Origin of the sequence: Kaistella soli, assembly GCF_019038595.1 — a bacterium.
Taxonomy (GTDB): domain Bacteria; phylum Bacteroidota; class Bacteroidia; order Flavobacteriales; family Weeksellaceae; genus Kaistella; species Kaistella soli.
Genome location: NZ_JAHOPF010000003.1, coordinates 60,051 through 84,828, shown reverse-complemented (window position 1 = coordinate 84,828; position 24,778 = coordinate 60,051). Strand labels below are relative to the sequence as shown.

Below are 24,778 nucleotides of genomic sequence, written 5' to 3'. Positions count from 1 at the left end.
TTTTTAAACTCAATTATTTCTTCAGATGCAAAAAAATTATTCAGTCATCAACGCTTCCGCAGGTTCTGGTAAGACGTATGCGCTCGTCCAGAATCTGTTAGCGATTTGTCTCAAACATCCTTCTCAGGCAGACAAAATCCGAAACATCCTAGCTCTTACATTCACCAATAAAGCGGCGAACGAGATGAAGCAGAGAATTATCGACTGGCTGAAGAAATTTTCATCCGTAGATTTCGAAACCAATCAGGATTTAATCAATATTCAGGAAAAACTTAAAGGTCAGGGCTTAAATATTCCATTAAGAGAACTTCATGAACGGTCAAAAAAAATCCTCGATTATGTGCTGCACAACTACTCCACGCTCAATATCGGAACGATTGATAAATTCAATTCACGTTTGGTACGAAGCTTTTCTTATGAACTGGGTTTAGCGCAAAACTTTAATCTTGAAATCAATCCGGAGCCTTTTCTCATGGAAGCCGTAGATAAAATGCTTGAAGATATCGGAGACAGCAACAACGTTTCCGATGCTTTTATGGATTTTGTGAATTACAGTCTGGATAACAACGAAAGGGTAAACCTCAACAAGACGCTGTATGATTCGGCGAAGGAATATGTTCAGGACAAACATTATTTCCGCCTGAATGACAACAAAGATTTCGACTGGAAAGTCTATGAAAATTCTAAAAAAAATCTTCGCGAAAGCATCAGAACACTCAAGGAAGACTCCAGCAGTATTGCTGAAACCGCATTGAATTTACTTAAAGAGAAAAACCTTGAAATCTCCGATTTTGCTGACGGAAACAACGGAATCGGCGGGTTTTTCAAGAAATTCATCGACAAAAAAGTGCCGTTTATTTACGGGACACTTGCCGAGGAAGAAAACAGAGTGGATAAAATTCTGAAAGGCGCATCTTCAAAATCAAAAAACAGACAGTCTGAAATTCTCGAAATCCTAGATTTTCTTCTGGAAAGCCGCAGGAAAATCATTCAGAATTATATTCTGTCGCATAAACAAGAAAAAATACTGAACGCCATTTTGCCTTTAAAAGTAAATAAAGACATCCAGGATAAATTAGCGGAAATTGAATCAGAAAACGATTTGGTTTTGCTTTCAAAATTCAATATTCTGATCCACGAAAATCTTCGCGAAGAACCTTCCTCATTCATTTATGAAAAAGTAGGAACCAAATTCTCACATTATTTTTTCGATGAATTTCAGGATACTTCATTTCTTCAGTGGCAAAATTTTATTCCATTGAGGGATCATGCGGTTTCATCTAGTGATATGAGCTTCACTTTAGTCGGTGATCCGAAACAGAGTATTTACCGTTTCCGCGGCGGAGATTCGCAGCTGATGCTCGATATTATCAACCAAAAGGAAAAATCTTTGGTCCTTGCGGAGCTTGAAAATCTGGAAAACAACTGGCGGAGCGCGAAGAACATTGTCGATTTTAATAATCAGCTCTATTTATTTCTCTCAGATTTTACCAATGATGCACACCGTGACATTTTCGGCAGCGGTTCTCACCAAATCCCAAAATCGAGTCTGGAAGGCAGGGTGAGGATGAATTTAATAGAAAATTCGACGAAACAGATTTTTTATCAGGAGGTTACCGAAAAAATGCAGAAAGATATCCAAAGCTGTCTGGATAACGGTTTCAGCCTTTCCGATATCACAATTCTCTGTCGCGGAAATTTTGATATTTTCAGTTTTTCTCAATTGTTAGGGAATTTAAAAATTAATTACCAAGGCGGGGAAGATTTCATTAAAACAATTTCCGAATCGGGTTTAACGTTGAATTTATCTTCTACTTTACTGGCTTTAACTGAATTTTTGAGATGGGAACAGAATCCGAAAAACTTTCAGTTTCCGGTAAAAATGCTTTACTACCTGAAAGTTTTGGGCAGAATTGAAATAACAGATTTTACTGCTGAAATGATCGAAATACTCGCATTAAAAAATAAAACAGCAATGCAGGATTTCATCGAAAAAAAATACGGACTGAAACTGAGCAGCGAAGGTTTGCTGCAGCTTAATCTTTATAATTTTATTGAGCATTTTCTGCAGGAATTTTCAGTGCAGAACAAAGAAACCGATTTTCTTTTCAACTACCTTGAAATGCTTTACGCTTATTCTCAAAACGCGGGTTCTACACTGAAAGATTTTCTGAGATACTGGGATGAAGAAGCACATAAAACAACCATTCAGGCGTCAGATAATTTAGACGCAGTGAAGCTGATGACGATTCATAAAGCAAAAGGTCTGGAATTTCCGGTGGTTTTGCTTCCGATGGAAAACGCCCACAAAGACGGAAAATTTACCAACTGGCTGGAAATAGATTCAGAAAAAGGACTTTCTGCGGTGAATATCAATCCTTTTGGGAAAGAACTTGAAGTTTATGATGAGGAGATGGCAAAATTCAATCAGGAAAATATGTATCAGAATAAGATCGACCGCTTCTGTCTGCAATATGTTGCGACTACGCGAGCCGTGGAACAGCTTTTTTTCTACATTGAAAAACCCAATAAAACATCGAACAACCTTGAAATTTACTCGTTTTTAGAAAATAAAATTCCGCGGGATGAATCTGGTGAGGAAGTTCCTTCCTTTGATCTTTATGAAGTTTCGGAAGAAAACTTAAGAAAGAAAAAGAAGGAAAAAAGCTCAGATTTAGTGACCAAACCGATTCTTTTTAAGACTGAAAAAAATAAAAACCCGGAAGCTGTAAAAATCGCAACTCCTTCAAAAAACTACCAAAACCGGGTCGAAAAAGTGCGCATCGGAATTTTCACGCATGAAGTTTTAGCACGGATTAATTCCGAGAAAGATGTTGAAAAAACGTTGGAAGCTTATCTTCTGGAAGGAACCTTAACCAATGAAGAGAAATCTGAAGTCAGCGAAAAGATCTTTAATATTCTCCGAAATGAAAAATATTCAAAATACTTCGTTGAAAATCAATTGGTCATCAATGAAAAAGACATTATGATTTCTGAAAACGGCGACTCGAGAATTTACAGGCCCGACCGTCTGATTGATACCGGAAACGGCTATATCATCATCGATTTTAAAACCGGTGATGAGAAAGAAAAGCATCAGTTACAAATCGACGAGTACCGATCTGTCCTGGAAAAACTTGGAAAAAAAGTTCTGGAAACAGAAATCGTTTATGTCTGAAAAAGATCCTGTCTTCAATAAATAAGACAGGATTCATCATTAAAAATTAAAAAGGAAATTATTTTTTCATGGCAGTTACAACCTGTGCTTCCTGCTTGGTGATATTATCAAAGATCTGCGTAAATGCTGGATAATACTCTTTTGGGAAAACAGAATCATCAATTTGAGTAGTTGTTTCTACCGTTAACGTATTTCCGGTTTGAGTTACCAGATAGGTATATTGCAATGAGTTGTCTTCAGTACGGAATTTTTTAGATTTCGGCACGTTTTCAAATACATAATTCTCCGGAAGCGTAATGGTGACTTTCTTTACCCGGTCGTTCGCGGAATAGAATTCAAGCGGTGCTTTTCTGGGTTCTTTCTGGTTATAATCATGGTTTTGGGTATACAAGAACAAAAGCGGATTAAACACCAGTTTGCTTCCCACGGCATCCACAAACGTATCAGCATTGAAATCGAAACTCGTCTCGAAATCATTATTATCCTGAATTCCGTGTTTCATGTTTGAAAAAGAAAATCGGTATTGGTCTTTATAAGATTTGGCAAATTTTTCTTTATCGTCAGTATATCTCTCATTCACCACCATTGCATACAGTTTGGTATCACGGTCTGCAAAGTGCCCTTCAAAAGTACCGTCGGGATTCATTTTTGCATCAACCGTAAGGAGCGTTTTGCTTACTTCGGGATAAACGACATTAATCTGTTTTACGTCGTTTTTACCCATGATCAATCCGTAATAGTTCAGGGCTTTGGGAGCAATCGTATTGATTTGGCTTAACTTATATGCACCGTCCAAAAGATAAATTTTATCTTTATCAGTAAACGAAGCCAGCACATAATTTAACTGATTAATCGAAGGACTGTATGACAGCAGCTTTCCCCGTCTTACCGTAGCAAGTACCACAGGTTCTGCGTTAATGTCCACACTTCTTAAAAGCATCGTTAGCAGCAGATTGATTTCGGCGGTATTCCCGATTTTATTGCTGATTAAATTTTTTACACCTTTGTCAGTAAAAACTTCATCTTCCTTATTCCATGTATAATTTTTCTGTACGAATTTAAGAACAGCAGAAGCCCGCTCCATTACAGGCAGACTTTTAATTTCTGCAGGAAGCAGATCTTTCACTAAATTCTGTTTTTTTAACTGCAAACCAAAATCATCATGTTCGTAGAGTCTTTTGCGTACATCCTCCCACGATAAAGCGTAAGATTTGAATACACCGTTAAACATCGTAGAATTAAGTTCAGCTTTAATACTTGTTTTATAATTCAGCGTATTCATAACATATTTCTCTTCTTTATACGCCGGAAGATTCTCGTAACCAAAACGGTAGGTTTGATAAGACTCACCATACATCTGTTTTTCCTCCATGTTTCTGTGCTTAGGCGCAACATCACCTTTATAATTGATCGTATATCCCAAAGGTTTTGGAGAATCCAGCACGAACTCCACATATCTTACCGGAACTTCCTCTTCAATTATAATTCTCGGTGTAGAACCATAAAAGGGAGTCTGTATGGTGTAGGAATATTCTACAACAGATCCGTTCTTCACATTAGGGAAAGCAAATTTGGTAACATCGTAGTTTTTATCCTCTTTCGATTTGTATTTTTCGTCCCGTTCGACTTTTGTGGCTACCGTTTTACCGTTTTCATAATTGTAAGTATATGCTTTTAGGTTACTTAAGGTTTGGCGGGTGCCTTTTCTGTCGTCATAAATTGAAATTTCGTGGTCTAAAAAGGACGACGCATTGTCCTTATTGTAAATTTTTACCCGGCTTACCACATTTTGGTAGAGATTTCCGTCATAATCAATCCTGAAATGGTTGGAGCGGTAAAGTACTTCTGCGGGCGCTTCTTCAGATTTATCATGCTTTACACTTTTTAAATCTGCGTCCGAAAGTTTTGGAGTGTCAAGAAACTTGTGTTGAGAATACACCATACTTACTATAAGCAGGCAAAAAGGGAATAAAATTTTCTTCATTATAATTTGGATATTAAAACTTTAGTATTATCGCTGCTGGCAGTTTTTTTTCTGAACGCGATGTAATCTTTAAATTTTTCCTTAGGATAGAGACCTTTATTAATCGTCAGAATTCTGTGAACCAGTAATTTATTGTCTTTCAGATTAAAGCTGATGGTATAAGTCCCAAATTCTGTCGTAATATTAGAGGATTGCGGAATCTCCGAAAATTTGTACCCATCCGGAATACTGAATTCAATTTCATAATCGTCCTGAAAGGGAAACGAATTTTCAAAAGGAAGTTTTCTTTCGTCATTCCCCGAAAATGTAACCGACTGATAATACGGCATCACGGGAAAAAAGATATCATTGCCTAATTTTTTGGAAAAGCCGTTGGCCTTCAAATTTAAATCATAAATAATTTTCCCTTCATCCCTGTCATTCTTCAAATTCTGCACCGCCATCTGATCAATTTTCAGATTATAATGCCTGCTCTTCAATGCTTCCTGGATTTCATCATTCTTCATCCCAAAAAGCTGCAGATTGTGATCATACTGCCCTCCGGTAAACTCAAAACTGGCATCAGAAGCAAATCCTCCGTCGTCCTGAAGCTTAATTTTAGCAAAAAGTTTTTCCTTGCTTTGCTCGGGTTTATAAACCGGCGTATCCACAATCTCGATACCGTTTTCTTTTACCGCCAAAACATTTCTGTTATGAGAGGAATAGGAAAGATGGTTGAACGCATGTTTCTGGGAAGTATTTTCCAGCCAGATGGTTTCTTTTTCGGTCGGAACCATTAAAATAGCATGATTTCCGGACATTTTCGGGAAGTTTTTATCATAGCTAATTACCGAATCGTCATTATAAATCACCGAAAAATATGACGGAATCCCCGCTGCTGCAAGCAATGTTCGCATATAATTGGTTAACGCCTTGCAGTCGCCATAACCTTTCTTACTTACCTCGGAAGCCGGCATTGGCTGCCACCCACCGATTCCCATCGCAATCAGCACATACCGGGTTTTATTCTGCATATACTGATACAGGGTTTTTACCTTTTCAGAAGTTGTTCCAGATAATTTGAGTGCAGCAACTTCGGCAGCGATTTCAGGAGTGATATTGGATACAGGACTCAGAAGTTCTGTATAATACCATTTCCCAAAGCTGTTCCAGTCTGTCATATCACCCTGTCTGCCGGCAAGTGAAAACTTTTCCGGGGAAAATTCTACTTTCGGAACGAGATAATCAATACTCGGTGACAAAATTTCTTCCGTTATTGCCGGAATATTTTCGTAAGAATATTTGGAGAGATTTCCCTCTTCAGATACATTCAGTTTTCCCAAGGGTTTATCCGTAATTTTTGTTCTGATTTTAATTCCGGAATTATTCAGCATCGAAAATGATGTTTTCTGCACCGCTAAATGGTAGGTCCAAATGGGTCTGAAATTAAGGAAAGCTGTATCGGAAGTATTGGTTTCGTAAGTTGTTTTTACGGTATAGGGATACTTGGTAGAGATCGGTCTGAGAACCAGTATCCTGTCGTCAACGTACAGTGCAGCACTTGGATTATTGGTATAATCGGAGAAATCTTTTTTCGAAAATGTTTTAAAAAGCTTCCCGGCACTGTCATACAGCTCAACTTTTATACTGCTCACTTTTCTGGTCGGATTATACGGTATGTACACCGTTGAAAATTCGTTTCCGGCAGTATTCAGAACAGTCACCACATTGGTTTCCTTTATCTGCATATCATTTACCGATTTCAGAATGCAGTCTTCACTGCTTTCTCTGATTACCGCATTGGCATTCGCCAAAAGATTCTCGGGAATGGAAGACACACTGTAATCCTGGGCAAAAGCAAAAACCGATAAAACAGTGAAACACAGCTTATATAATTTTTTCATCATTCAATGTTTAAATTATTTTGCCGGAACAGGATTAAAAACACGCTGGCTGAGTTCCTGATCAAAAAGGTACAGGGCAGAAGGATTGTCACATACCATTTTTATTTTGGTAACGAGCTGCGAAGCATTGGCTTCCTCTTCCACCTGTTCGGTAACGAACCATTGCAGAAAAGAAACGGTAGCAAAATCGCCTTCATCGTTTGCATTTTTCAGGATATTGAAGATACTTTGAGTAACAATTTTTTCGTGTGCCAGAGCTTTTTCGAAAATATCTTTCGCATCAGCGAACTCGTGCGGCGGTTTTGCAATTTCGCCAATGATTATTTCTGCTCCTACATCATTGAGATAATCAAACATTTTATCGGCATGCATCAGTTCTTCTTTGCTTTGAACCCGAAAATAATTTGCAATTCCATCCAAATCTTTTGCAGAAAACCATGCGGACATGGAGAGGTAATACTGCGCTGCATATTGTTCTTTCGTAATTTGCTCGTTAATTAACTGGCCAATTTTTGTACTAATCATAATAGAGTTGTCTTTTTACCAAATATAATTAATTCCTTTATGGTGCACAAAAAAAGCGGAAAAATAAATTTTTCCGCTCTCCTTAAAAAAAACTAAAATTATGAACTAGCCTTTGCAGGCATTTTCTTCATTTGTCTATGTTGCATGTTCTGACGTTTGTCCTGCATTTTTTCCTTCTGTTTTGCTTCCCATTTCGCATACTGGGCAGGGGTTAAAATCTCTTTCATTTCCGCTTTCCACTGCTCTCTTTTGGCTTTCATCGCTTCCATTTTCGCTTTTCTTTCTGCCTGTCTCTGCGGTGCATTCTGTTTCATCTCCTCCATTTTCTTATCCTGTAAAGCCTTTATCTTTGCAACCTGTGCATCGGTAAGGTTCAGTTCAGTTTTCATCATTTTCAGTTTTTCCGCTCTTTTCTGTTCCATTTGGGCAGGATCTTTGTGTTGCATCATTGGCGTCTGCTGAGCCATTGCGAAGGTTCCCATTATTGCGAACGCTGCACTTAAAACAATTTTTTTCATGTTTAAAATATTTGGATGTTGTTATTTGATGTTTTGATAAATAAATCTAAAACATGTTAAATTAAACAATCATAATTTTGTGTTAAAAACAGATTAGTGGTATTTTTCCACAGTATTTTTTACAATCTCTTCAGTTTCATCAGGGAAATTTATAGTGATCCTAAGATCAGATTCCGACCAGGCTTTTAATTTTTTATCGAATTCATTTTCTTTCCAAATCACAGGCACCCCCATATTCTCTAAACCTAAAGCATTACATTGCTGTTCATACTGGTGATGCATCGGAACCGCTAAAAGTTTTTTGCCAAGAAACAGCGCTTCAGCAGGACCTTCAAATCCTCCTCCGGTAAGTAATCCTTCACAATCTGCCAATGACCTTTGGAAGAGTTCATTGTTGATAGGAAAAACTTCGGCATTAAACTTCCGGTAATGACGCGCTGAATGTTTCGAGAAAATCTGCCACTGCGAATTGGGAATTTCTTTCACTTTGCTGAGTATAAAATCGTCGGAGTAAGCGGGAAGATAAACCGTATAATGACCTAGTTTTTGGGTCTTAAGATTCCGGATTTCGGTTCTGATGACCGGCGTGTGAATAAAATCATCATATTTTTCAAAATGAAAACCGACGTTGTGCTTTGCAGGCGCATAGTTATTCATAATGAATTTTCCCCAATGAAATCCAGATAGCTGCGGCGTTTTAACGGAGTAATAAGCGGCCTGATGACTCATCCCGACGGAAGGTTTTCCGTGCAGTTTACAGCTCCATGCGCAAACCGGTTCGAAATCATTGATAATTAAATCATAGTTTTTTACAGGAAGATTTTTAACATCGCTAAAAAATTCTTTCATGTGAAAACGGTTCGAGGTTTCCCTGAAATCAACGCCTCCTTTGCTTCCGAAAACAAATCCCAAACCGTTAAACCTGTATTTTATATCCTCCTCAAGACCAACTTCTGCCTGTGTTCCACTGATCAAAACATCCACTTGCCCATGTTTTTTCAAATGCGGAATAATTTCCCTCGCGCGGCTTACATGACCGTTTCCGGTTCCCTGCAGTGCATATAAAATTTTCATCAGTCTAAATTAGCATATATAATATGCCTTTTTATTTAGATTTAAAAAATTAACATAAATGTAAAATAAAAAGGGAGAGCAAATGCTCTCCCTCTATATCGCAGAAATCAGTAAATTATTTATTTTTCCCTTTTCCATTGTTATGACCTTTCCCCTTCATGTAAAGATGGCTTCCATCACCTGAGTTTTTTCTTTTTTCATACTCCTCCATCGATTTTCTATTGGTATACCCTTTTTTGGACTGCATATCTCTATATTTCGTAACCTGATTTTTCTTGTGGTTATTTTTATTTCTGTTATATACAGCTACCGGGTTCTGTCCTTTGTAGTATTTATTTTTGAATTTGGCGTATTTCTCTTTACCCATAATCCTTTCTATTGAGGAGTACCGGTCAGTTCTCCAACGGTCGGGATTATTGGCGTAGGCTCTGTTCCATGAATTATAATCAGGATACTGATTATTGAGTGAAAACAAATCCGCTTTCTGCTGACTGCTCAGCAGTAAATTTGCCGCAACAGTCTGCCAGTTGAAATCTGTAATACTTCTCTGATAATCGTTATAATAATCAGACTGTGAATAACCAAAGGCAAAAAAGCCTAAACTAAGTATTGTGATTAATTTTTTCATTGTAATAAAATTTTAAGTTTCTGGGATTACCTTTTCCATTATTATGCCAAAAATAAACCGCACCTAAAAAGAGCAGCCTCTTTCGAAACTGCTCTTCTCACTATTAACATTAAAAACTATAAATTATCGAGTGGTAAACCTCTGTCCCGAACTTCTTGTGGAAGAACTCGGTGTTGTGGTTGCGGGAGACTGTTTTCTAAACCCTCCGTTATTATTTTCTGTTCTTTTCTGAGGTTCGGTGTTTCTGAATCCTGAACCGCTATCTCTAAAACCTCCGCTGCTGTTTGGGGCTGACGTCTCGGTTTTTACTCCGCTTCTTGTTCCCCCGTTTTGGGTGCGCGGTGCAGTGTTAGCTGAGGGAGCATCTGTTCCGTTTCGGAAACCGCTGTTTCCGTTGCTATTCTGCAATGAGCCGTCTTTGCGGAAGCCATTTTCTCTTGTGCTGTTATTCCAGTTTCCGTTACCGGTTCTTGGGGTATCTGTGAAACCGAAATTCTGTCTCGGATTGTTCTGGTGATACTGCGTCCTGTTGATTTTGTACCGGTTAACATTGATGTTTCTGTATTTAGGAACAATATACACATTGGTTACATAGTGCTGTCTCCGGTAATTCTGCCAGTAAACAACCGGGCTGTATCCGCTGTAATAATTATTCTGGAAGATTACGAAAACTCTTGGTCCAAGGATTCTTTCCAATGCGTAAAATCTGTCGTAATACCATCTGTCAGGGTTATACCGGTAGTAAGAATTCCATGCAGCGTATGACGGAAAACGGTCGTTAAGCATCATAATCTGCTGTACCTGCCAAGGCGCAAGACGATACACTGAGATGAAACGGTTCCAGTTTACATCATAAATACTCCTCTGATAATCGTTATAATAGTTTTGATAAAGATCGTTCCTGTAATAATCAGAAGGATATTCATAATAATAATCGTCCGGAAAATAATATTCATCATCATAATCTCCGTAATAACCGTTATTATTACTGTTGGTCGGATAATAATCCGGATAATTCTGGGCGGAAATCAACGTTGTAAAAAACACCGAAAGTCCAAAAAGTATTTTTTTCATTTTATTTAAAAATTATTTAGCTGTTCATGTAATAGTGATTAGAAAAGCGTGCCAGAACTTAAGTCTCAAAACATCGGAAACTCCTTTCTGCAAAGGAATTACATGAATTCACTGTGTATTTGATTACAATTGAAAAAGGAAGTTAAAACCTAAGTTTCAACTTCCTTCAAAATATTCTTAAACAACTGATGATCAATGGATAAAAAACCAGCTGTTTTGTGATTTCAGAGTTAAAAAAATTTCAAATCCACTGAAATTAATTTGAAAAATTTAATCTAAAAATCATTAAGCACGGTTTGAATCCGAAACCCAGTTGGAAATTTTCTGATTAAATGCATCCTTATTTAAAAGACTTTCTACGTTGAGATGCATCCGGTATCTCCAGTAATGCGGAAAAACGGCGGGATTATTAATTCTTTCGTCGTCCATATTCGGGTTGCACAATTCATTGTCAGTCGCTAAAAATTCCTGAATCGGAAAGATCGCCAACATCGAATCGTTATAAAGATGCTGTTTCATGATGATTTCTGCCAGCTGCGGCTCCAGATTTTCCGGTGCATTTCCCTGCTGTCCAAGCTGCTGGTTATAATATTGCTGCGTTAAGTCCCGGTCTTCGTGCCACCACTGACGCAGCGTGGAACTGTCATGTGAACTTGCCGTAACAACATTCATATATCCTGCATCTTTCGGATTGTACCATAAAATATTTTCCGAAGGCATCCGCTGTACTTTCAGCGCGGTGATCGCCAGCTGATCCATTACCACGGGAACACAGTCCGGAACCAACCCTAAATCTTCACCACAAATCAGCATATCGGTGGCGTTAAGAATCATCGGCAGTTTTTCCATGGCTTTCTCATACCAAAGGGCGTCCTGACGTTTGAAAAAATAATCAAGGTATAAATCATAAACCGCCTTTTTCTCCCAGTCCGAAAGATTTTGGAAAGACGGTGTCTTATCAATATTGAATCTCGGATGATAAACCACTTCCCCATTTTCAGCCACTTCCGGCAGGAACAGCACGTTTGCACATAACGAAATCAATAAATCTTCGGCCCACGGATGAGGATTCTGTTTGAAATAATCCGTCAGTTTTCTCTGAGTGTCAAACTCTTCCCTTAAAGAATAGGTTCCGTCGAAATGATTATTCATAAACTGGGTGTGGATGGTATCTCTTTCATCACCAAACACATCCCACAAGATCTGATCATTAATAAACGGCCTGCAATATCTGTTCTCCTCAAACGGAATATTTCTGGAACTAAATTCTTCACTTGTAACAGGAACGGCAGGATAAAAATATCCCAAAATACCTTGGGTAGCCGTCATTGGCATTCTCCATATCCTGAAAAACCCGAGAATATGATCAATCCGCATTGCATCAAAATACTGTTCCAATGCTTTGAAACGGTTTTTCCACCAGCGGTAACCGTCTTCCTTCATCGCTTCCCAGTTGTAGGTCGGAAATTCCCAGTTTTGTCCCAGTTCGGTAAACTGATCCGGCGGTGCACCTGCCTGGAAATCCATTCCGAAAAGTTCTGGTTCCGTCCAGGCTTCTACAGAGTATCTGTAAATGCCGATGGGCAAATCTCCTTTTACCGAAATTCCCAAACTATGGGTATAATCTATTGCATCTTTCAGCTGCAGATGAAGCTGAAACTGAACCCATGCATGCAGCATCGCCGTCTCGAAATCCTTACTGTCTGAACTGAAAAACGGTGCAATTTTTCCTGCAATATATTTCCTGTGCGTTTTCCAGTCGTTGAAATTGGGCGTACCATATTTATCTCTCTGAACACAGAACGCAGAGTAAGGAAGAAGCCATTCTTCATTTTCTTTAATGAACTTTTTAAAATTCCGGTCCTTGAGGATCTCTTCTTTATGTTCTGCGAAAACAGCTTTGACATATTTCCATTTTCCGGAAATCATCTGCTCATAATCTATCAGATTTAAAGCATTCAATTCAGCTTTTTTCTCAGCGAATTCCGTTACGAGATCGTCAGGCAAAGGGAATACAAGATTTTCTATCGAAAGATACTGAGGATGCAGTGCATAAACCGAAATCGCAGCATAAGGATAAGAATCGGTCCAAGTGTAGTTGGCAGTAGTATCATTAATAGGTAGAATCTGCAAAATCGAAAGCTGGGTTTCCTTCGCCCAGTCTGCTAAGTTTTTAAGATCAGGGAATTCCCCGACGCCAAAACCGTTTTCTGTTCTTAAAGCGAAAACCGGAACTGCAACTCCCGCAGCATGATACATTTCGAAAGCTTTGAATCTGAAATAATGATCCGCTTTAATCTGCAGGATATTTGGTTCTGCATTCGGGACAGCCCATCTGTTGGCTCCGTATTCCAGGTCGAAAACTTCGCCCTTTTCAGTATCCAGCAAACCGTATTTGTACTGGATCATCTGATTTTCGGGAAGCTCAACAGCAATTTCCCAAATACCAAAATCAGTCTGCAGCATTGGTACCGCTTTGAAATATTCCCAATTGCCAAGCGCATCGCTGTTTCCTAGAAGTACAACCTGCCAGTTTTTCTGATAAATCGGTGCTTCTAACCGGAAAAGATGCGTGTGTCTTTTCAGCACAGCTGCTTTTTCGGGTTTGAATCCGCTTAATTTATTTTTAAGAATTTTATTATTCAGATAATTTTCAGGGAAATTTTTCGAGTTCCACACGTCATAAATCGAAAATTCCGAATAATGATGAGGAAAATTCAAGTGGTGAAGCGAAAATTCTTCTTCTAAAATACCTCCGTAATCATTTACCAACTGATATTTATAAGATATTGATTTAGAGAAATAATCCACTTCAGCGGTCCAGTTTCCGTTATCGGAATAATTCAGTCCGTGAATCCGGTTTACACTTCCTTCTTCCATCACTACAACCTGGATTTTTTCACCCATGTTGGTTCTGAAATTAATATTAAAATAAAGTTTCATTGATCAATGTTTGTTTTCTTTGGTGAAACTGAACGCACAGATTGCGGTTTCAGTACGCAATTTATGAAAAATATGCAGATCTGTTATATTTTGTTGCATAAATATCAGAAACTGAAAACAAGATTAAATACTGATTTACAATCAATTACAGAACAAATAATCAACCATGCGAAAAATCATAAAAAAACCTTCCCGAATTTCAATCCGAAAAGGTTTAGACGTTCAAAAATCCCCAAAATTTATCTGTTTACAGCAATTTTTTTATTAAGAATAATCTTTTTGTCACTGTCTAAAAGAGAGACAATATAAATTCCTGATTTTAAGTTATTTAACTCTATTTTCTGAATACTGTTTTTCCCGATAGACTGAAGCGTTTTCTGCAGCACTTTAATTCCTGCAAAATCATATATTTCTACAGCAACATTTCCGGTGATCTTTTGATCATCAACCCTCACATGAATAAAGTCTTCTTCCACTTTGGTTGGATAAATATCTGCCAAACCATTACTGACAGCGTTCAGTTTATCATTCAGAAAATATTTGCTCGCCAAATCGTAGATATGGGTATTCAGATTACCGGCCAATGGTTTTGCCTGTAAATCGCCAAGATTAAGTTCGTATAAGCCTTCACCCTTGGCGCTGGCAACTACAACATTTCCTTTTGAATTAACGGCCGCACCGTTTAAAGAATAATTCTCTGGCAGCCCTGAAATCTTCCCTATAAATTTAGCATTTAAAAACTGAGGTGATATTTTGAAAACATTTCCCGAAGCCGAAAAAATGTAGAAATTATTGTCGGCATCAGCCACCATATCTCCGCCAAAACCCTTATTCATCGCAAGTAAAGAATTTTCTCCGTTGGAGGAATCATTTTTTACAGAACCCAAATCGGTGACTGTATATTTTCCACCCTGTCCGGATATTTTTAAAAACTGGGAACCCGAGTTGCTCATCGCATATACATTTCCGTCGTAACCTGTAGTCATTCGGGTGATTTGAGATCCGATATCGCAGGATTTGCTGTTGATAACGTTGCTCTCTATTAAAGTAATGTCTCTGGATTTTTGATCCAAAACATAAACATTGGACGAAAACATGGGAATATAAATCAGTTTTCCATTGAGTTCATCATAGGCCAGAGAAGCCATGGCAGCAGTTTGAGAATGATTAAAACCTGTTTTTTCCTCCGTTACAGTTCTGTTGAAGATCTGTGAAAAAACTTTGGGCGTAGATTCGGTTCCGAAAATAAGTTCTCCCGAAATACCTCTCTCGACATCCAAAACCCTGAAATCGCTGAAAACAATATTGGGCCCATTTTTACCGGTAAGTGCGTAAAAATCCTGTTGTGCAGAAGTGAAAACCACCACGGACAACATCACTAAAGAGAATAGTTTTTTTTTCATGATAATCGTGTTAAAATTGTGTTTTTGAGTAAACTAAGTTAAGAAATTGTTTTTATTATTTTAAAACAAAGTATATTTTATTGAAATTTTTCACAAAAAACCCCTTCAACATTTATTGAAGGGGTCAAGCTTGTATTATTTATTATTGTCTTTAAATTAAGGAATAGGACGTTCCGTCACGGCCATCTTTCAGTTCAATACCTTCAGCCAGTAAACGGTCGCGGATCTGATCTGACAGTTCGAAGTTTTTTGATTTTCTGGCCTGATTTCTCAGCTCTATTAAAACCCGCAGAGTCTGGTCAAGTTTTTCATTGTTGTTCTCTTCAATATTCTGCAAACCTAAAACTTCGTAAACAAAAACGTTCATCAGTTTTTTCAGTTCTTCCAAATCTTCCGGACTCAACTTTTCCTTTTCATCTTTTAACTTGAAGATAAAATTTACCGCTTCAAAAAGATGCGAAATTAAAATCGGTGAATTGAAATCATCTGTTAAAGCGTTATAACATTTCTCTTTCCATTCTTTCATATTGAGGGTAGAACCCTGTTGATTGTCCGCCGCAGAAACCTGATTTAAAATTTTCATCGCTTCCATCAGTCTCTGGAAACCTTTTTCACTGGCCACCATCGCTTCATTCGAAATATCGAGGACACTTCTGTAATGCGCCTGCAAAAAGTTGAAACGTACAATCGCAGGGTGAAAAGCTTTTTCAAAAAAATCATTATTCCCGGAAACGAGTTCCATAGGAAGAATGTAATTCCCGGTAGATTTGCTCATCCGCTGCCCGTTCATGGTGAGCATGTTGGCATGAAGCCAGTAATTTACAGGCTCGGTTCCGTTGCATGCTTTCCCCTGAGCGACTTCACATTCGTGATGAGGGAATTTAAGATCCATTCCGCCACCGTGAATATCAAATTTTTCTCCTAAATATTTTGTAGACATTGCCGTACATTCCAGATGCCATCCCGGAAAACCTTCTCCCCAAGGGGAATTCCATCGCATGATGTGTGCAGGTGAAGCTGCTTTCCAAAGCGCAAAATCCTGAGGGTTTTTCTTCTCGTTCTGCCCGTCCAGATCACGGGTATTGGCAAAAAGTTCTTCAATATTCCGTCGTGAAAGTTCACCGTAATTCAAACCGCGGCTGTTATATTCCAGCACATCGAAATACACGGAACCGTTGCTTTCATAAGCAAAGCCTTTATCTAAAAGTTTTTGTGTAAGCTCGATCTGTTCCAGAATATGGCCAGTTGCAGTCGGCTCAATGGTCGGAGGAAGCAAATTGAAATTTTCCAGAACTTTGTGAAAATCTACTGTATATTTCTGTACGATTTCCATGGGCTCCAGTTTTTCAAGACGCGACTGTTTTACGAATCTGTCATTATCCACATCACCATCATCGGTTAAATGTCCTGCATCGGTAATATTTCTTACGTAACGCACTTTGTAGCCAAGATGCGTTAAAGAACGGTAAATAAAATCAAAAGACATAAAAGTCCTTACATTTCCGAGATGGACATTGCTGTAAACAGTGGGTCCACAAACGTACATTCCGACGTTGTTTTCGTGGATTGGTCTGAAGATTTCCTTTTCACCGGAAAGAGAGTTGTATATTTTAAGTTCCATTAATTATAGTTTGAATGTTTTGAAGTTGATCCGAAAACAATTTTAAATCATTTCTGGATTAATCGAATTTTGCATGGCTTCCGACATAATGCAGGAATTCCTGACGGGTAATCGGGTTCGTTCTGAAAATTCCGCTTAATTCTGCGGTAATGGTTGAACTTGCCGTATCTTTAATTCCGCGGCAGTTGACGCACAAATGTTTTGCATCAATGATACAGGCCACATCTTTTGTTCCGAGAGCAGTTTTTATGGCTTCAACAATCTGCATGGTTAATCTTTCCTGAACCTGCGGACGTTTTGCGTAATGATCTACAATTCTGTTGATTTTTGACAGCCCGATCACTTCACCGTTCGAGATATAAGCAACATGTGCTTTTCCAATGATCGGCAGAAAATGATGCTCGCAGAAAGAATATACCGTAATGTCTTTTTCGACCAACATCTGGCGGTATTTATATTTATTGGAGAATGTTGAAATTCCTGGTTTATTTTCAGGCAGCAATCCGCCGAAAATTTCGTTTACATACATTTTCGCAACCCGTTTCGGAGAATCTTTTAAAGAATCATCAGTCATATCCAAACCCAAAGTTTCCATAATCTGATGAAAATGGTGCTGGATGATTTCTATTTTTTCCTCGGGGGATTTTTCGAAAGCATCAGTTCTTAAAGGGGTGTGATCTTTTCCGGTGAACAGGTCGTCGTCGTTTTCGATATCTTGGTTCATATTTTAATAATGAAAAGACAAAATTAGGGATTTAATTTTTTTAAAACTACAAAAGGCATAAAAGTTCGGTTTGGATTGAGATCAATGAAATTTCACCCTTATTATAATTCAAAAAAAAACTCAGGATCGGAATCCTGAGTTTAAAGTTTATTTTTTAGAAACCGCCGCCGCTTCCTGCGAAGGTAAACGTTGCCGTCAATCCTGCCCTCACTGTTGAAAGCGGGAAGGCAGTGGAAATTTTATATTTCGTCAGCAGCTGATCGTAGAAGAATCTTAGGCTGAAATTCTGCGACATATTATAATCAGCAGAAAGTTTGATGCTCATCATTCTCTGGCCGCCTGTTACCTGTGAATCGTTCTGTAAAATATTCGTGATTCTGGTTTGGCTGTCTCTCAAAGAGAAATCGCCGCGGATATTAAGGTCACTTTTAATGGTTCTTTCTTTTCCTTTGAAATTCATTTTCATTTTTAAATCCTTTAAGATGTAACCGAAACCGAAAATATATTCTTTACCGGCATCTTCCGTCAAAGTGTGATTTACCAAACCGAGCATAAACATTCTGTCGCGGTTGTACTGCGCCCGGAACTGCATATTGTTTCTCATGGTAACATCGGCTCCTAAAAGCGGTGCAAAAGTTTCCACATAACCGACTTGCGAGAAAGTATAAGGATTAAATTCGTTTCCAAAAGCATCCACACGCGGCGCGGTGGCATTGTTCTGCATATTATAATAATCTACACTTGACTGAATTCCCGAAGCGGTATAAGTGGAACTGTAACCGTGAAGAATATCAAATTTAGAAAACTGACTGTTCACCAAAGGAATATTTTTAAGCCCGGAATAAGTCACTCTCCAGTTCGGGAGCGGGAAACCGGATTTTTTAGGATCCGAAAGTCTTCCGTTTACTGTTTTACCTTCTACTGCAGCCTGAAACGCAGGGATTAAAACATAAGCGTCGCCCAACCCTTTTCCTCTGGCAAAATCTGCTTCGTTGTAAACTCCGCCGGACTGCAGATAGATCTGTTTTGCATTTTCATACATCGTATCGTAAATGTTTTTACCGTCCACGAAAGCAGTTCCGAAAGTCCAGGCTGTTTTGCTGTAGGTAATCATATCTGTTCCGAAAGAGAACTGGAAGCCGTTTGCCGGATCAGAATCTGCATCCACATTATACCCTCCCTGAATGAAATTGCTGTTATAATTCTTCAAAACATTCAAATCAATCCGGAAATCGTTCACCGGCATCACCTGCACATTGGCAAGGAAATTCTGGTTCTTCATCTGGGTGTACGGATCGTTCATGTAATTTGAATTCGATATCCAGCCGTTTTCAATAATCGTTCTTCGGATATCTGCCTGGGAACCTAAAAGGAAACCGTAAGTCGGTCCGCCTAAAGTCTGGCCGTAACCGTACCAGTTCGGTGCAGAAAGCAAGCCCGGAAGCACCGTTCCGTTGTTTTCGTTATAAGAAATATCAAGCTGTTTAACTGACGTTAAAGCGTAAGCCACACTTTGCAGCGGATTCAGTTTGTTTTTAAATTTATAACTCTTGAAGGTTTTCTTAGAATTTTTCTTCTGCCAAACCAAATTGTACGCATTATTCAGGGAATCAATTTCCTGTTTACGCTTCTGCATTTTGGTATTGATGGTCTGGAAATATTTAAACTTACTGAAGAATTTCGGAACATCTACCGTTGAAGTGGCGACGATATTATTCGTGTTCTGCCCGATACTTCCCAAACTTTCCTGTCTTTGAGTTTCAGGGTTTACGAAACCGGTCATCACGGTACTTCTCGCATTCCAGTTATAGGTAAATCCGTAACCGAGCTCTGCATTAATGAAATCCAGATAAGGCAGATATTCAAACGGGAATCTGTAATTCAGCTGAACTCTGTGGTTGTATAAAACCGGTCGTCCGGCACGCAGAGGATTTTCGAAAATCGACTTATTGTTCATGTCATACACATTCAGATTATCATTCAGCGTTCTCATGGCTGAATTAATTTCCAGCTTCAGAGATTTAGTGAAATTAAATCCTAAACCGTACTGCCAGCCGAAATAGAAGTTTCTGTTTTTAATAACATCGAAGTTCTGAGCCGAGTTTCCGTTGAGAATAGCCTCAATATTTCTGAACTCAAGTTCGTTGTAATTTCTGTCGATTTCTGTCCTGAAAGAAAGTCTTGTCGGGATCGGATTGAAATTTACCTCTTTAATGAATCGCAAATATTTATACGATTTTGCCGTATCGCTGACAATTTTATTGAACGGCCTTAAAACCCATGGTTTAAACGAATAATTATAATCAACATATCCTCTCAAATACTGACGGTAATTTTTCTTCGTATATACGTCACGGTAGTAATCATCGTTATAAACCGCTGTCACCGAAAGATTTTCCACATCATAAAATTTCGGTTTTTTGTTGGGATTCATTCGGTCTTTGCGCATGTTCACCACACCGATGCTTCTCTGCTGCGTGTAGGTTCTCGCAACTTTTTTCAATTCTTCCCTGTTAGGAGCTTCCTCGAAAGTCACATCATTATCCAGCGGATTATACTTTGGATCTTCAATGGTTTGCGTATAAGAGTAATTCACCGGAATCTTCATTCCCACTTTTTCAGGCAAGAATTTATCAACATTCACGGTGGTATTTACATTATAGGCAGACAGCGTAGACTGAGCTCTTTCCGAAGGTTTTTCTGTAATGCCGCCAAATCCGATGGTGGAGTAAGAAGCGTTGGCATTCACCATTGCAAAATCCCCAAGGTTGAAATTAACGCTTGCATTTCCTGCATAACCGCCTTTGTTTTCGATTCCCGAAAGACGGATTTCGTTTACCCAAAGTACCAGGTCTTTGGAAGTTGCTTCATCTTTATTCCGAACTCCAAGCATAATGGTCGTTACGTTTCCTAAACTTGGGCGTCCTTTGATAAAGATTTTTTTATTGGGGTCTATTGCACCGTATTCGAAATCTTCAGTTCTCTGATCAATAGCTACCGATGAATTCTGGTCTCTTCTTAATTTCGCATCGATAAAGCTCTGAACAGCAAGATTCACCGTATTGGCGGAAGGCCATATCTCGAGTGGAGAAGTAGCGTTTCTCGGTGTATATGTTAAAGAAGTTTCGTATTCATAATAGTTATCAGACGCATCACTTCCGAAACGGATAAAGAATTTGGCATTGGGGTCAAGACCGTTGCTTTGCGCTCCGGCTCTCACATCTTCAGCATGTACAAAAAGCTCTAAGTTATTGTAACGGCGCATATCCAAAGCTACATTTTTGAAAACCCCTCTTGATGTTTTAGGCTCAATAGGCGCAGTTTTTATATACAGTGAAGCTTCATTCTGTCTCTGTGCACCGGCATTTCCGCTCAGTACCTGACGGTCGATTCCCGGAGGAAGAACGTAAGGCGGCTGGTTAAGTCCGTTTTCTTCAAGATTTACGCTTCCAACATCCAGGTTTTTATTGTCTACAGGATTTACCCCTTCAGTATCCGCAGTGTTGGTCGCAATATCTTTGGAATATTTTCTCCAGTCGCTTCTTACCAGATCCAACGTTCCGAAACGGATCGTTGCTGTTTGATCGAAACCGGTTAAAAGCATTCTTGCAAATCTCACATTATTCAGAACCGACGGGTCATGAGCACCAGCATCTGTCGCAAACTGAGATACCGGAACACGGAATAAATACCATTTATTGGTACCGGTTTGCCCGTTCTGGAATTTGGCTTCCACTTCTTTCTCATCAACGATAAAATTCTGTCCCAAAGTAAGACTTGCTTTATCAAGGCTGATGTTGTACTGGTTATAGTTTTCGTTCTGATCGAGGTTGTAATCTCGGTTTACATCTTCTGCATCCGGAGTTTGGGTAGCGACTTCCAGAGTATTGCTCTGTGAATTGCCTTCAGGACCGCGGAAATATTTATATCTTTCTAAAAGCGATGAAGCCTGAGTTCCCTGAAATTTATCAGACAGATAAAACACGAAATCATCGGAAGCCGGATCCGGAACCTGGGTTACCGGATTGATGAAATTGGTGCCGAATTTCGCGGCTTCACCCTGAGCATCCAAACCGTCATATCCTAAATCCTGCGCTGTTCTTTCTTCATTTTCTGTGGAGAAAGCATATAAAATAGGAAACTGATTCGGCTGGCTTCCCCAGTTGGTCGTGGAAGTATTGGCCGGAACATTTGGCGTTGGCAATCCGTTCTCATACTGCAGCTTTCCGTCTTTCAGCACATCTTCTGAAACATTTCCCAAATGCAGCAATAATTTAGGATTGGCTCCTAAAGTATTGCCGTCCGCATAAGGATCCATCATCCAGAACTCCACATATTCAATATTGGAATTAACAAAATTGGAAACCGAAATCGGCCGCATAAGACCTGCCCATCTTTCCTGGGTGGATTCGGTACTTGGGTTCACGTTATAAGGACCTCTTTCGTTCGGGAAATAGGTAATGTCAAAAGTATTGGTATAAAGCTGTTCACCGGCAACAAAATCGCGTGAGTTATACAGTTCCTGAGTTTGAACCCGTCTCGAAGCATGATTGGAAACTGCCTGTGCATTGATTCCGCTTGGTGCCTTACCGCCGATTCCGTAAAATCTCGGGTCAATATTATACCACGTCAGCAAACCTCTACCGTTTCCGTGAGCGATGTTATCGTTAAGGCTGGCGTTGGCGAAAAATGGTTCCGGGTTGTGTTCCGGTTTCGAAGCCAGACTCCACATCGCAGGCTCTTTCAGAGAGATTTTTGAAGTTGTTTGCTCAAAATCATCAATATAAGACTGGTCGCCGATTCCTTTGTTCTGTCCGGGAATTAAATAAGCTCCTTCTGCAGCAAAACTTAAATTCGAAGGCGCTTCGGTATTCACTAAAGGAATTTTATCGGTAAGCCTGGTAAGGAAAGGCAGTTCGTTATTATATAAAATATTGAAACCGGCCATGGTATTATTTACCGCTTCCTGGCCAAAATTTACTTTCTGGGTCAAAGGAGTCTCCGCATAATTCACTACCGTTCCGCCAATCCTAAGATGTTCATTGAACTTTCTTTCTAAATTTAATCCTAAAAATCTTTTTCTCTGAGTATTAAACGTAAGTTGATTTTCAAGGGAAATATTAATTGCCTGACCAGACTGTTTCACGGTTTCATTAATGATATTCACCGTACCGAGCATATAATCCACTGTATAATCAATCCCTTCCTGAAGCTGAACACCGTTTGCCGTCACTTTCACTGAACCTTGCGGAACATTGATAGCTCCCAAGGAAATACCGGTTCCCTGTGAACCTTTAAATCGGCCTTCGAGGGTATATGCCAATGCCAAACGGTTTTCCGAAGCTACATTTTTGAACTTGTCGTATAAATCATTGAAAACAAACTTCGGATCGCTGCTTCCCAAAACATTCTGGAGATAAGCACCGAAAGGTTTCGCTTTGGTAAAAATAATTTTTCCGTTTTCCGGGTCTACCGTAATTCCGGGCACAAAATCGAATATACCGTCTCCTGTAACACCTCCGTTCTGCTGTAAATCGTTATTCATGTTCAGCCTGTCCCAGTTGAACAGTTTCAGTAAATTGGTATCCTGAACAGGTGTTCCCGGTAAATAATTCACTTTTCCGTTTTGGGCATCTCTTAAATATACATTCAATAGAAATCCATCCTGATTGATCTGATTGGAGTTTAATGAATAGATATTCTTCATCATCAAATCCCACATCGGTGTCGTGGTTGTGGTTTTTGTATTTGATTTTAACAGTTTGGTAATCAAAACCGGGCTTTCTTCAGAAAACTCCCCTACTTTATATACTTTATTGTCGCCGTTCAGGGTATAGGTATACGCTACGGTCAGCAGCTGATTATCATTAAGTCTTTGATTCAGTGACAAATAACCGAGTTGCGGATGGAAAGTAAATTCGTTCTGGTTCAGTTTTCTTGCTTTTCGGTTGAAGATAAACTGTTCACCATCGGTATAGTTTTCCGGCGAACCGCTCGCGTTCGGAAAGGACTGCCCGTTGATTGCATTGTAGGCGGTATTGACATCGCGGATTCCGGCCCCAAGATTTACAATTCCCTGATAAAGCCCGTTCTGGGAATTATCCGGATATCCCGAAACGCCTTCTCCCAAATCACGGATTCCCAGGATTCCTTTCTGGTCCTGAAGATTGCCTGAACCCTGATCCAAAACCCAGGCTTCAATTCTCGTAATGCTGATTCTTGAATTAATCTGAGGATAATTCAGCAAAGCATTGTCGTAAGAGTTTAAGAAATAATGTCCTAAATAGTAGTGTTGGTTATCTTCGTAATCTATAGCGTTCAGTTTGAAGGTATTCATCACGCCGCCGCCCTGAGCGATGATATTTCTGGCTTCACCCTGCTGCTGCGAGAAAACCAAAGTTCCGGTGGTTTTTCCAAGCTGGAATTCAGTTTTTAGACCGAATAAAGATTCTGAACCTCTTATTAAACTTGTTGAAAGCGGCATATTCACGTTACCGAACTCTACTCTTTTGATGATTTTATCTTCGCCGCCGGTTGTTTTATCATTTAAACCCTTGCTCTGTAAATCTTTCCAGGTTCCTTTCGCCTGCCAGACAAGATTCATCCGGTTCTCGAAAGCGAAACCGCTTTGCGTGTCATAATTGGCTTTAAGCTGCAGATTTTCACCCACTTTACCCAATAATCCCAACTGAATTCTCTGCTGGATATCAATGGCGAAACTGGTTCTGTTCTGAGGTAAAATTAAAGGATTGTCGATTTTCTGGTAGAGGCCGCCGATATCGAAAGAGGCGAATCCCTGCGGAATAATTTCAATTTTATTGCCGCCAAAAATGGATTCGAATAATTTATTCTTAATGTTTACGCTGGGAAGCAAGCCTTTTTTCACCGCATCGGTTTGGTCTTTCCGGTAACCCAGATTATTGGTTGATGATTTTTCGCGGTAATATTCGCTCAGCTGATTATTGAGCATGTACTGATGATATTCCGCGGAAGTCATCGATACGGGATTTCCTACCACCATATTTCCGATCTTCGGATACAGAAAATACATGCCGCTTGCCACATCATAAAATGCGTCGTAACGGATCGGGTCTGGTAACGGATAATCCTGTCGTACAGAGGAGCTGTCGGAAGGTTTCACCTGCGCACTGACACTCGCAAATGAAAAACAAAGGAATATTACAAATAAAAACTGATGCTTAAAAAAACTGTTCTTCTCCAAA

13 protein-coding genes are annotated in these 24,778 nt (G+C 39.3%); 1 reads left to right on the top strand and 12 read right to left on the bottom strand.

The features are described from left to right. The first annotated feature begins 25 nt into the window (after positions 1 to 25). Entirely contained in the window at positions 26 to 3,178 is a 3,153-nt protein-coding gene (locus KSK37_RS06210) for a UvrD-helicase domain-containing protein (protein ID WP_217200185.1), read from the top strand. Between the two features lie 58 nt (positions 3,179 to 3,236). Here the strand turns inward: KSK37_RS06210 and KSK37_RS06205 are convergent, their stop codons facing one another. The 12 genes from KSK37_RS06205 to sov all read right to left on the bottom strand — a co-directional run bounded on the left by KSK37_RS06205 (position 3,237) and on the right by sov (position 24,777). Further along, positions 3,237 to 5,162 carry a DUF3857 domain-containing protein gene (locus tag KSK37_RS06205; protein WP_217200183.1) on the bottom strand — a complete coding sequence of 642 codons (1,926 nt, stop codon included), beginning with the start codon at positions 5,160 to 5,162 and terminating at the stop codon, positions 3,237 to 3,239. Then, positions 5,162 to 7,048: a DUF3857 domain-containing protein gene (locus tag KSK37_RS06200; protein ID WP_217200181.1), complete on the bottom strand. Its 1,887-nt coding sequence runs from the start codon at positions 7,046 to 7,048 to the stop codon at positions 5,162 to 5,164. Before KSK37_RS06200 ends, KSK37_RS06205 begins: the two co-directional genes overlap by 1 nt. A gap of 12 nt (positions 7,049 to 7,060) precedes the next feature. Next, entirely contained in the window at positions 7,061 to 7,570 is a 510-nt protein-coding gene (locus KSK37_RS06195; protein ID WP_217200179.1) for a ferritin, read from the bottom strand. Positions 7,571 to 7,668: 98 nt separating this feature from the next. Beyond that, the gene (locus tag KSK37_RS06190; protein WP_088359546.1) at positions 7,669 to 8,088 is read right to left on the bottom strand and encodes a hypothetical protein; all 420 of its coding nucleotides are present in this window, start codon (positions 8,086 to 8,088) and stop codon (positions 7,669 to 7,671) included. Positions 8,089 to 8,181: 93 nt separating this feature from the next. After that, positions 8,182 to 9,162, bottom strand: a complete 981-nt coding sequence (locus KSK37_RS06185; protein WP_217200177.1) for a glycosyltransferase family protein — start codon at positions 9,160 to 9,162, stop codon at positions 8,182 to 8,184. A 115-nt stretch (positions 9,163 to 9,277) separates the two neighbouring features. After that, the gene (locus KSK37_RS06180; RefSeq protein ID WP_088359544.1) at positions 9,278 to 9,790 is read right to left on the bottom strand and encodes a hypothetical protein; all 513 of its coding nucleotides are present in this window, start codon (positions 9,788 to 9,790) and stop codon (positions 9,278 to 9,280) included. 123 nt (positions 9,791 to 9,913) lie between these two features. Beyond that, positions 9,914 to 10,864 carry a hypothetical protein gene (locus KSK37_RS06175; RefSeq protein ID WP_217200176.1) on the bottom strand — a complete coding sequence of 317 codons (951 nt, stop codon included), beginning with the start codon at positions 10,862 to 10,864 and terminating at the stop codon, positions 9,914 to 9,916. Between the two features lie 285 nt (positions 10,865 to 11,149). Further along, positions 11,150 to 13,807, bottom strand: coding sequence for a 4-alpha-glucanotransferase (locus KSK37_RS06170; RefSeq protein WP_217200174.1), 2,658 nt, complete (start codon positions 13,805 to 13,807; stop codon positions 11,150 to 11,152). Between the two features lie 239 nt (positions 13,808 to 14,046). Further along, positions 14,047 to 15,210: a T9SS type A sorting domain-containing protein gene (locus tag KSK37_RS06165; protein ID WP_217200171.1), complete on the bottom strand. Its 1,164-nt coding sequence runs from the start codon at positions 15,208 to 15,210 to the stop codon at positions 14,047 to 14,049. Between the two features lie 151 nt (positions 15,211 to 15,361). Next, positions 15,362 to 16,831, bottom strand: coding sequence for a cysteine--tRNA ligase (gene cysS, locus KSK37_RS06160; protein WP_217200170.1), 1,470 nt, complete (start codon positions 16,829 to 16,831; stop codon positions 15,362 to 15,364). Between the two features lie 58 nt (positions 16,832 to 16,889). Beyond that, positions 16,890 to 17,555 carry a GTP cyclohydrolase I FolE gene (gene folE, locus KSK37_RS06155; protein ID WP_217200168.1) on the bottom strand — a complete coding sequence of 222 codons (666 nt, stop codon included), beginning with the start codon at positions 17,553 to 17,555 and terminating at the stop codon, positions 16,890 to 16,892. Between the two features lie 154 nt (positions 17,556 to 17,709). Next, positions 17,710 to 24,777, bottom strand: a complete 7,068-nt coding sequence (gene sov / locus KSK37_RS06150; protein WP_217200166.1) for a T9SS outer membrane translocon Sov/SprA — start codon at positions 24,775 to 24,777, stop codon at positions 17,710 to 17,712. Position 24,778: the final 1 nt, after the last annotated feature.

Bases quoted from the DNA above. Each gene is read 5' to 3' on its own strand.
- KSK37_RS06210 (WP_217200185.1), top strand. From the start codon at position 26: ATGCAAAAAAATTATTCAGTCATCAACGCTTCCGCAGGTTCTGGTAAG.
- KSK37_RS06205 (WP_217200183.1), bottom strand. From the start codon at position 5,162: ATGAAGAAAATTTTATTCCCTTTTTGCCTGCTTATAGTAAGTATGGTG.
- KSK37_RS06200 (WP_217200181.1), bottom strand. From the start codon at position 7,048: ATGATGAAAAAATTATATAAGCTGTGTTTCACTGTTTTATCGGTTTTT.
- KSK37_RS06195 (WP_217200179.1), bottom strand. From the start codon at position 7,570: ATGATTAGTACAAAAATTGGCCAGTTAATTAACGAGCAAATTACGAAA.
- KSK37_RS06190 (WP_088359546.1), bottom strand. From the start codon at position 8,088: ATGAAAAAAATTGTTTTAAGTGCAGCGTTCGCAATAATGGGAACCTTC.
- KSK37_RS06185 (WP_217200177.1), bottom strand. From the start codon at position 9,162: ATGAAAATTTTATATGCACTGCAGGGAACCGGAAACGGTCATGTAAGC.
- KSK37_RS06180 (WP_088359544.1), bottom strand. From the start codon at position 9,790: ATGAAAAAATTAATCACAATACTTAGTTTAGGCTTTTTTGCCTTTGGT.
- KSK37_RS06175 (WP_217200176.1), bottom strand. From the start codon at position 10,864: ATGAAAAAAATACTTTTTGGACTTTCGGTGTTTTTTACAACGTTGATT.
- KSK37_RS06170 (WP_217200174.1), bottom strand. From the start codon at position 13,807: ATGAAACTTTATTTTAATATTAATTTCAGAACCAACATGGGTGAAAAA.
- KSK37_RS06165 (WP_217200171.1), bottom strand. From the start codon at position 15,210: ATGAAAAAAAAACTATTCTCTTTAGTGATGTTGTCCGTGGTGGTTTTC.
- cysS (WP_217200170.1), bottom strand. From the start codon at position 16,831: ATGGAACTTAAAATATACAACTCTCTTTCCGGTGAAAAGGAAATCTTC.
- folE (WP_217200168.1), bottom strand. From the start codon at position 17,555: ATGAACCAAGATATCGAAAACGACGACGACCTGTTCACCGGAAAAGAT.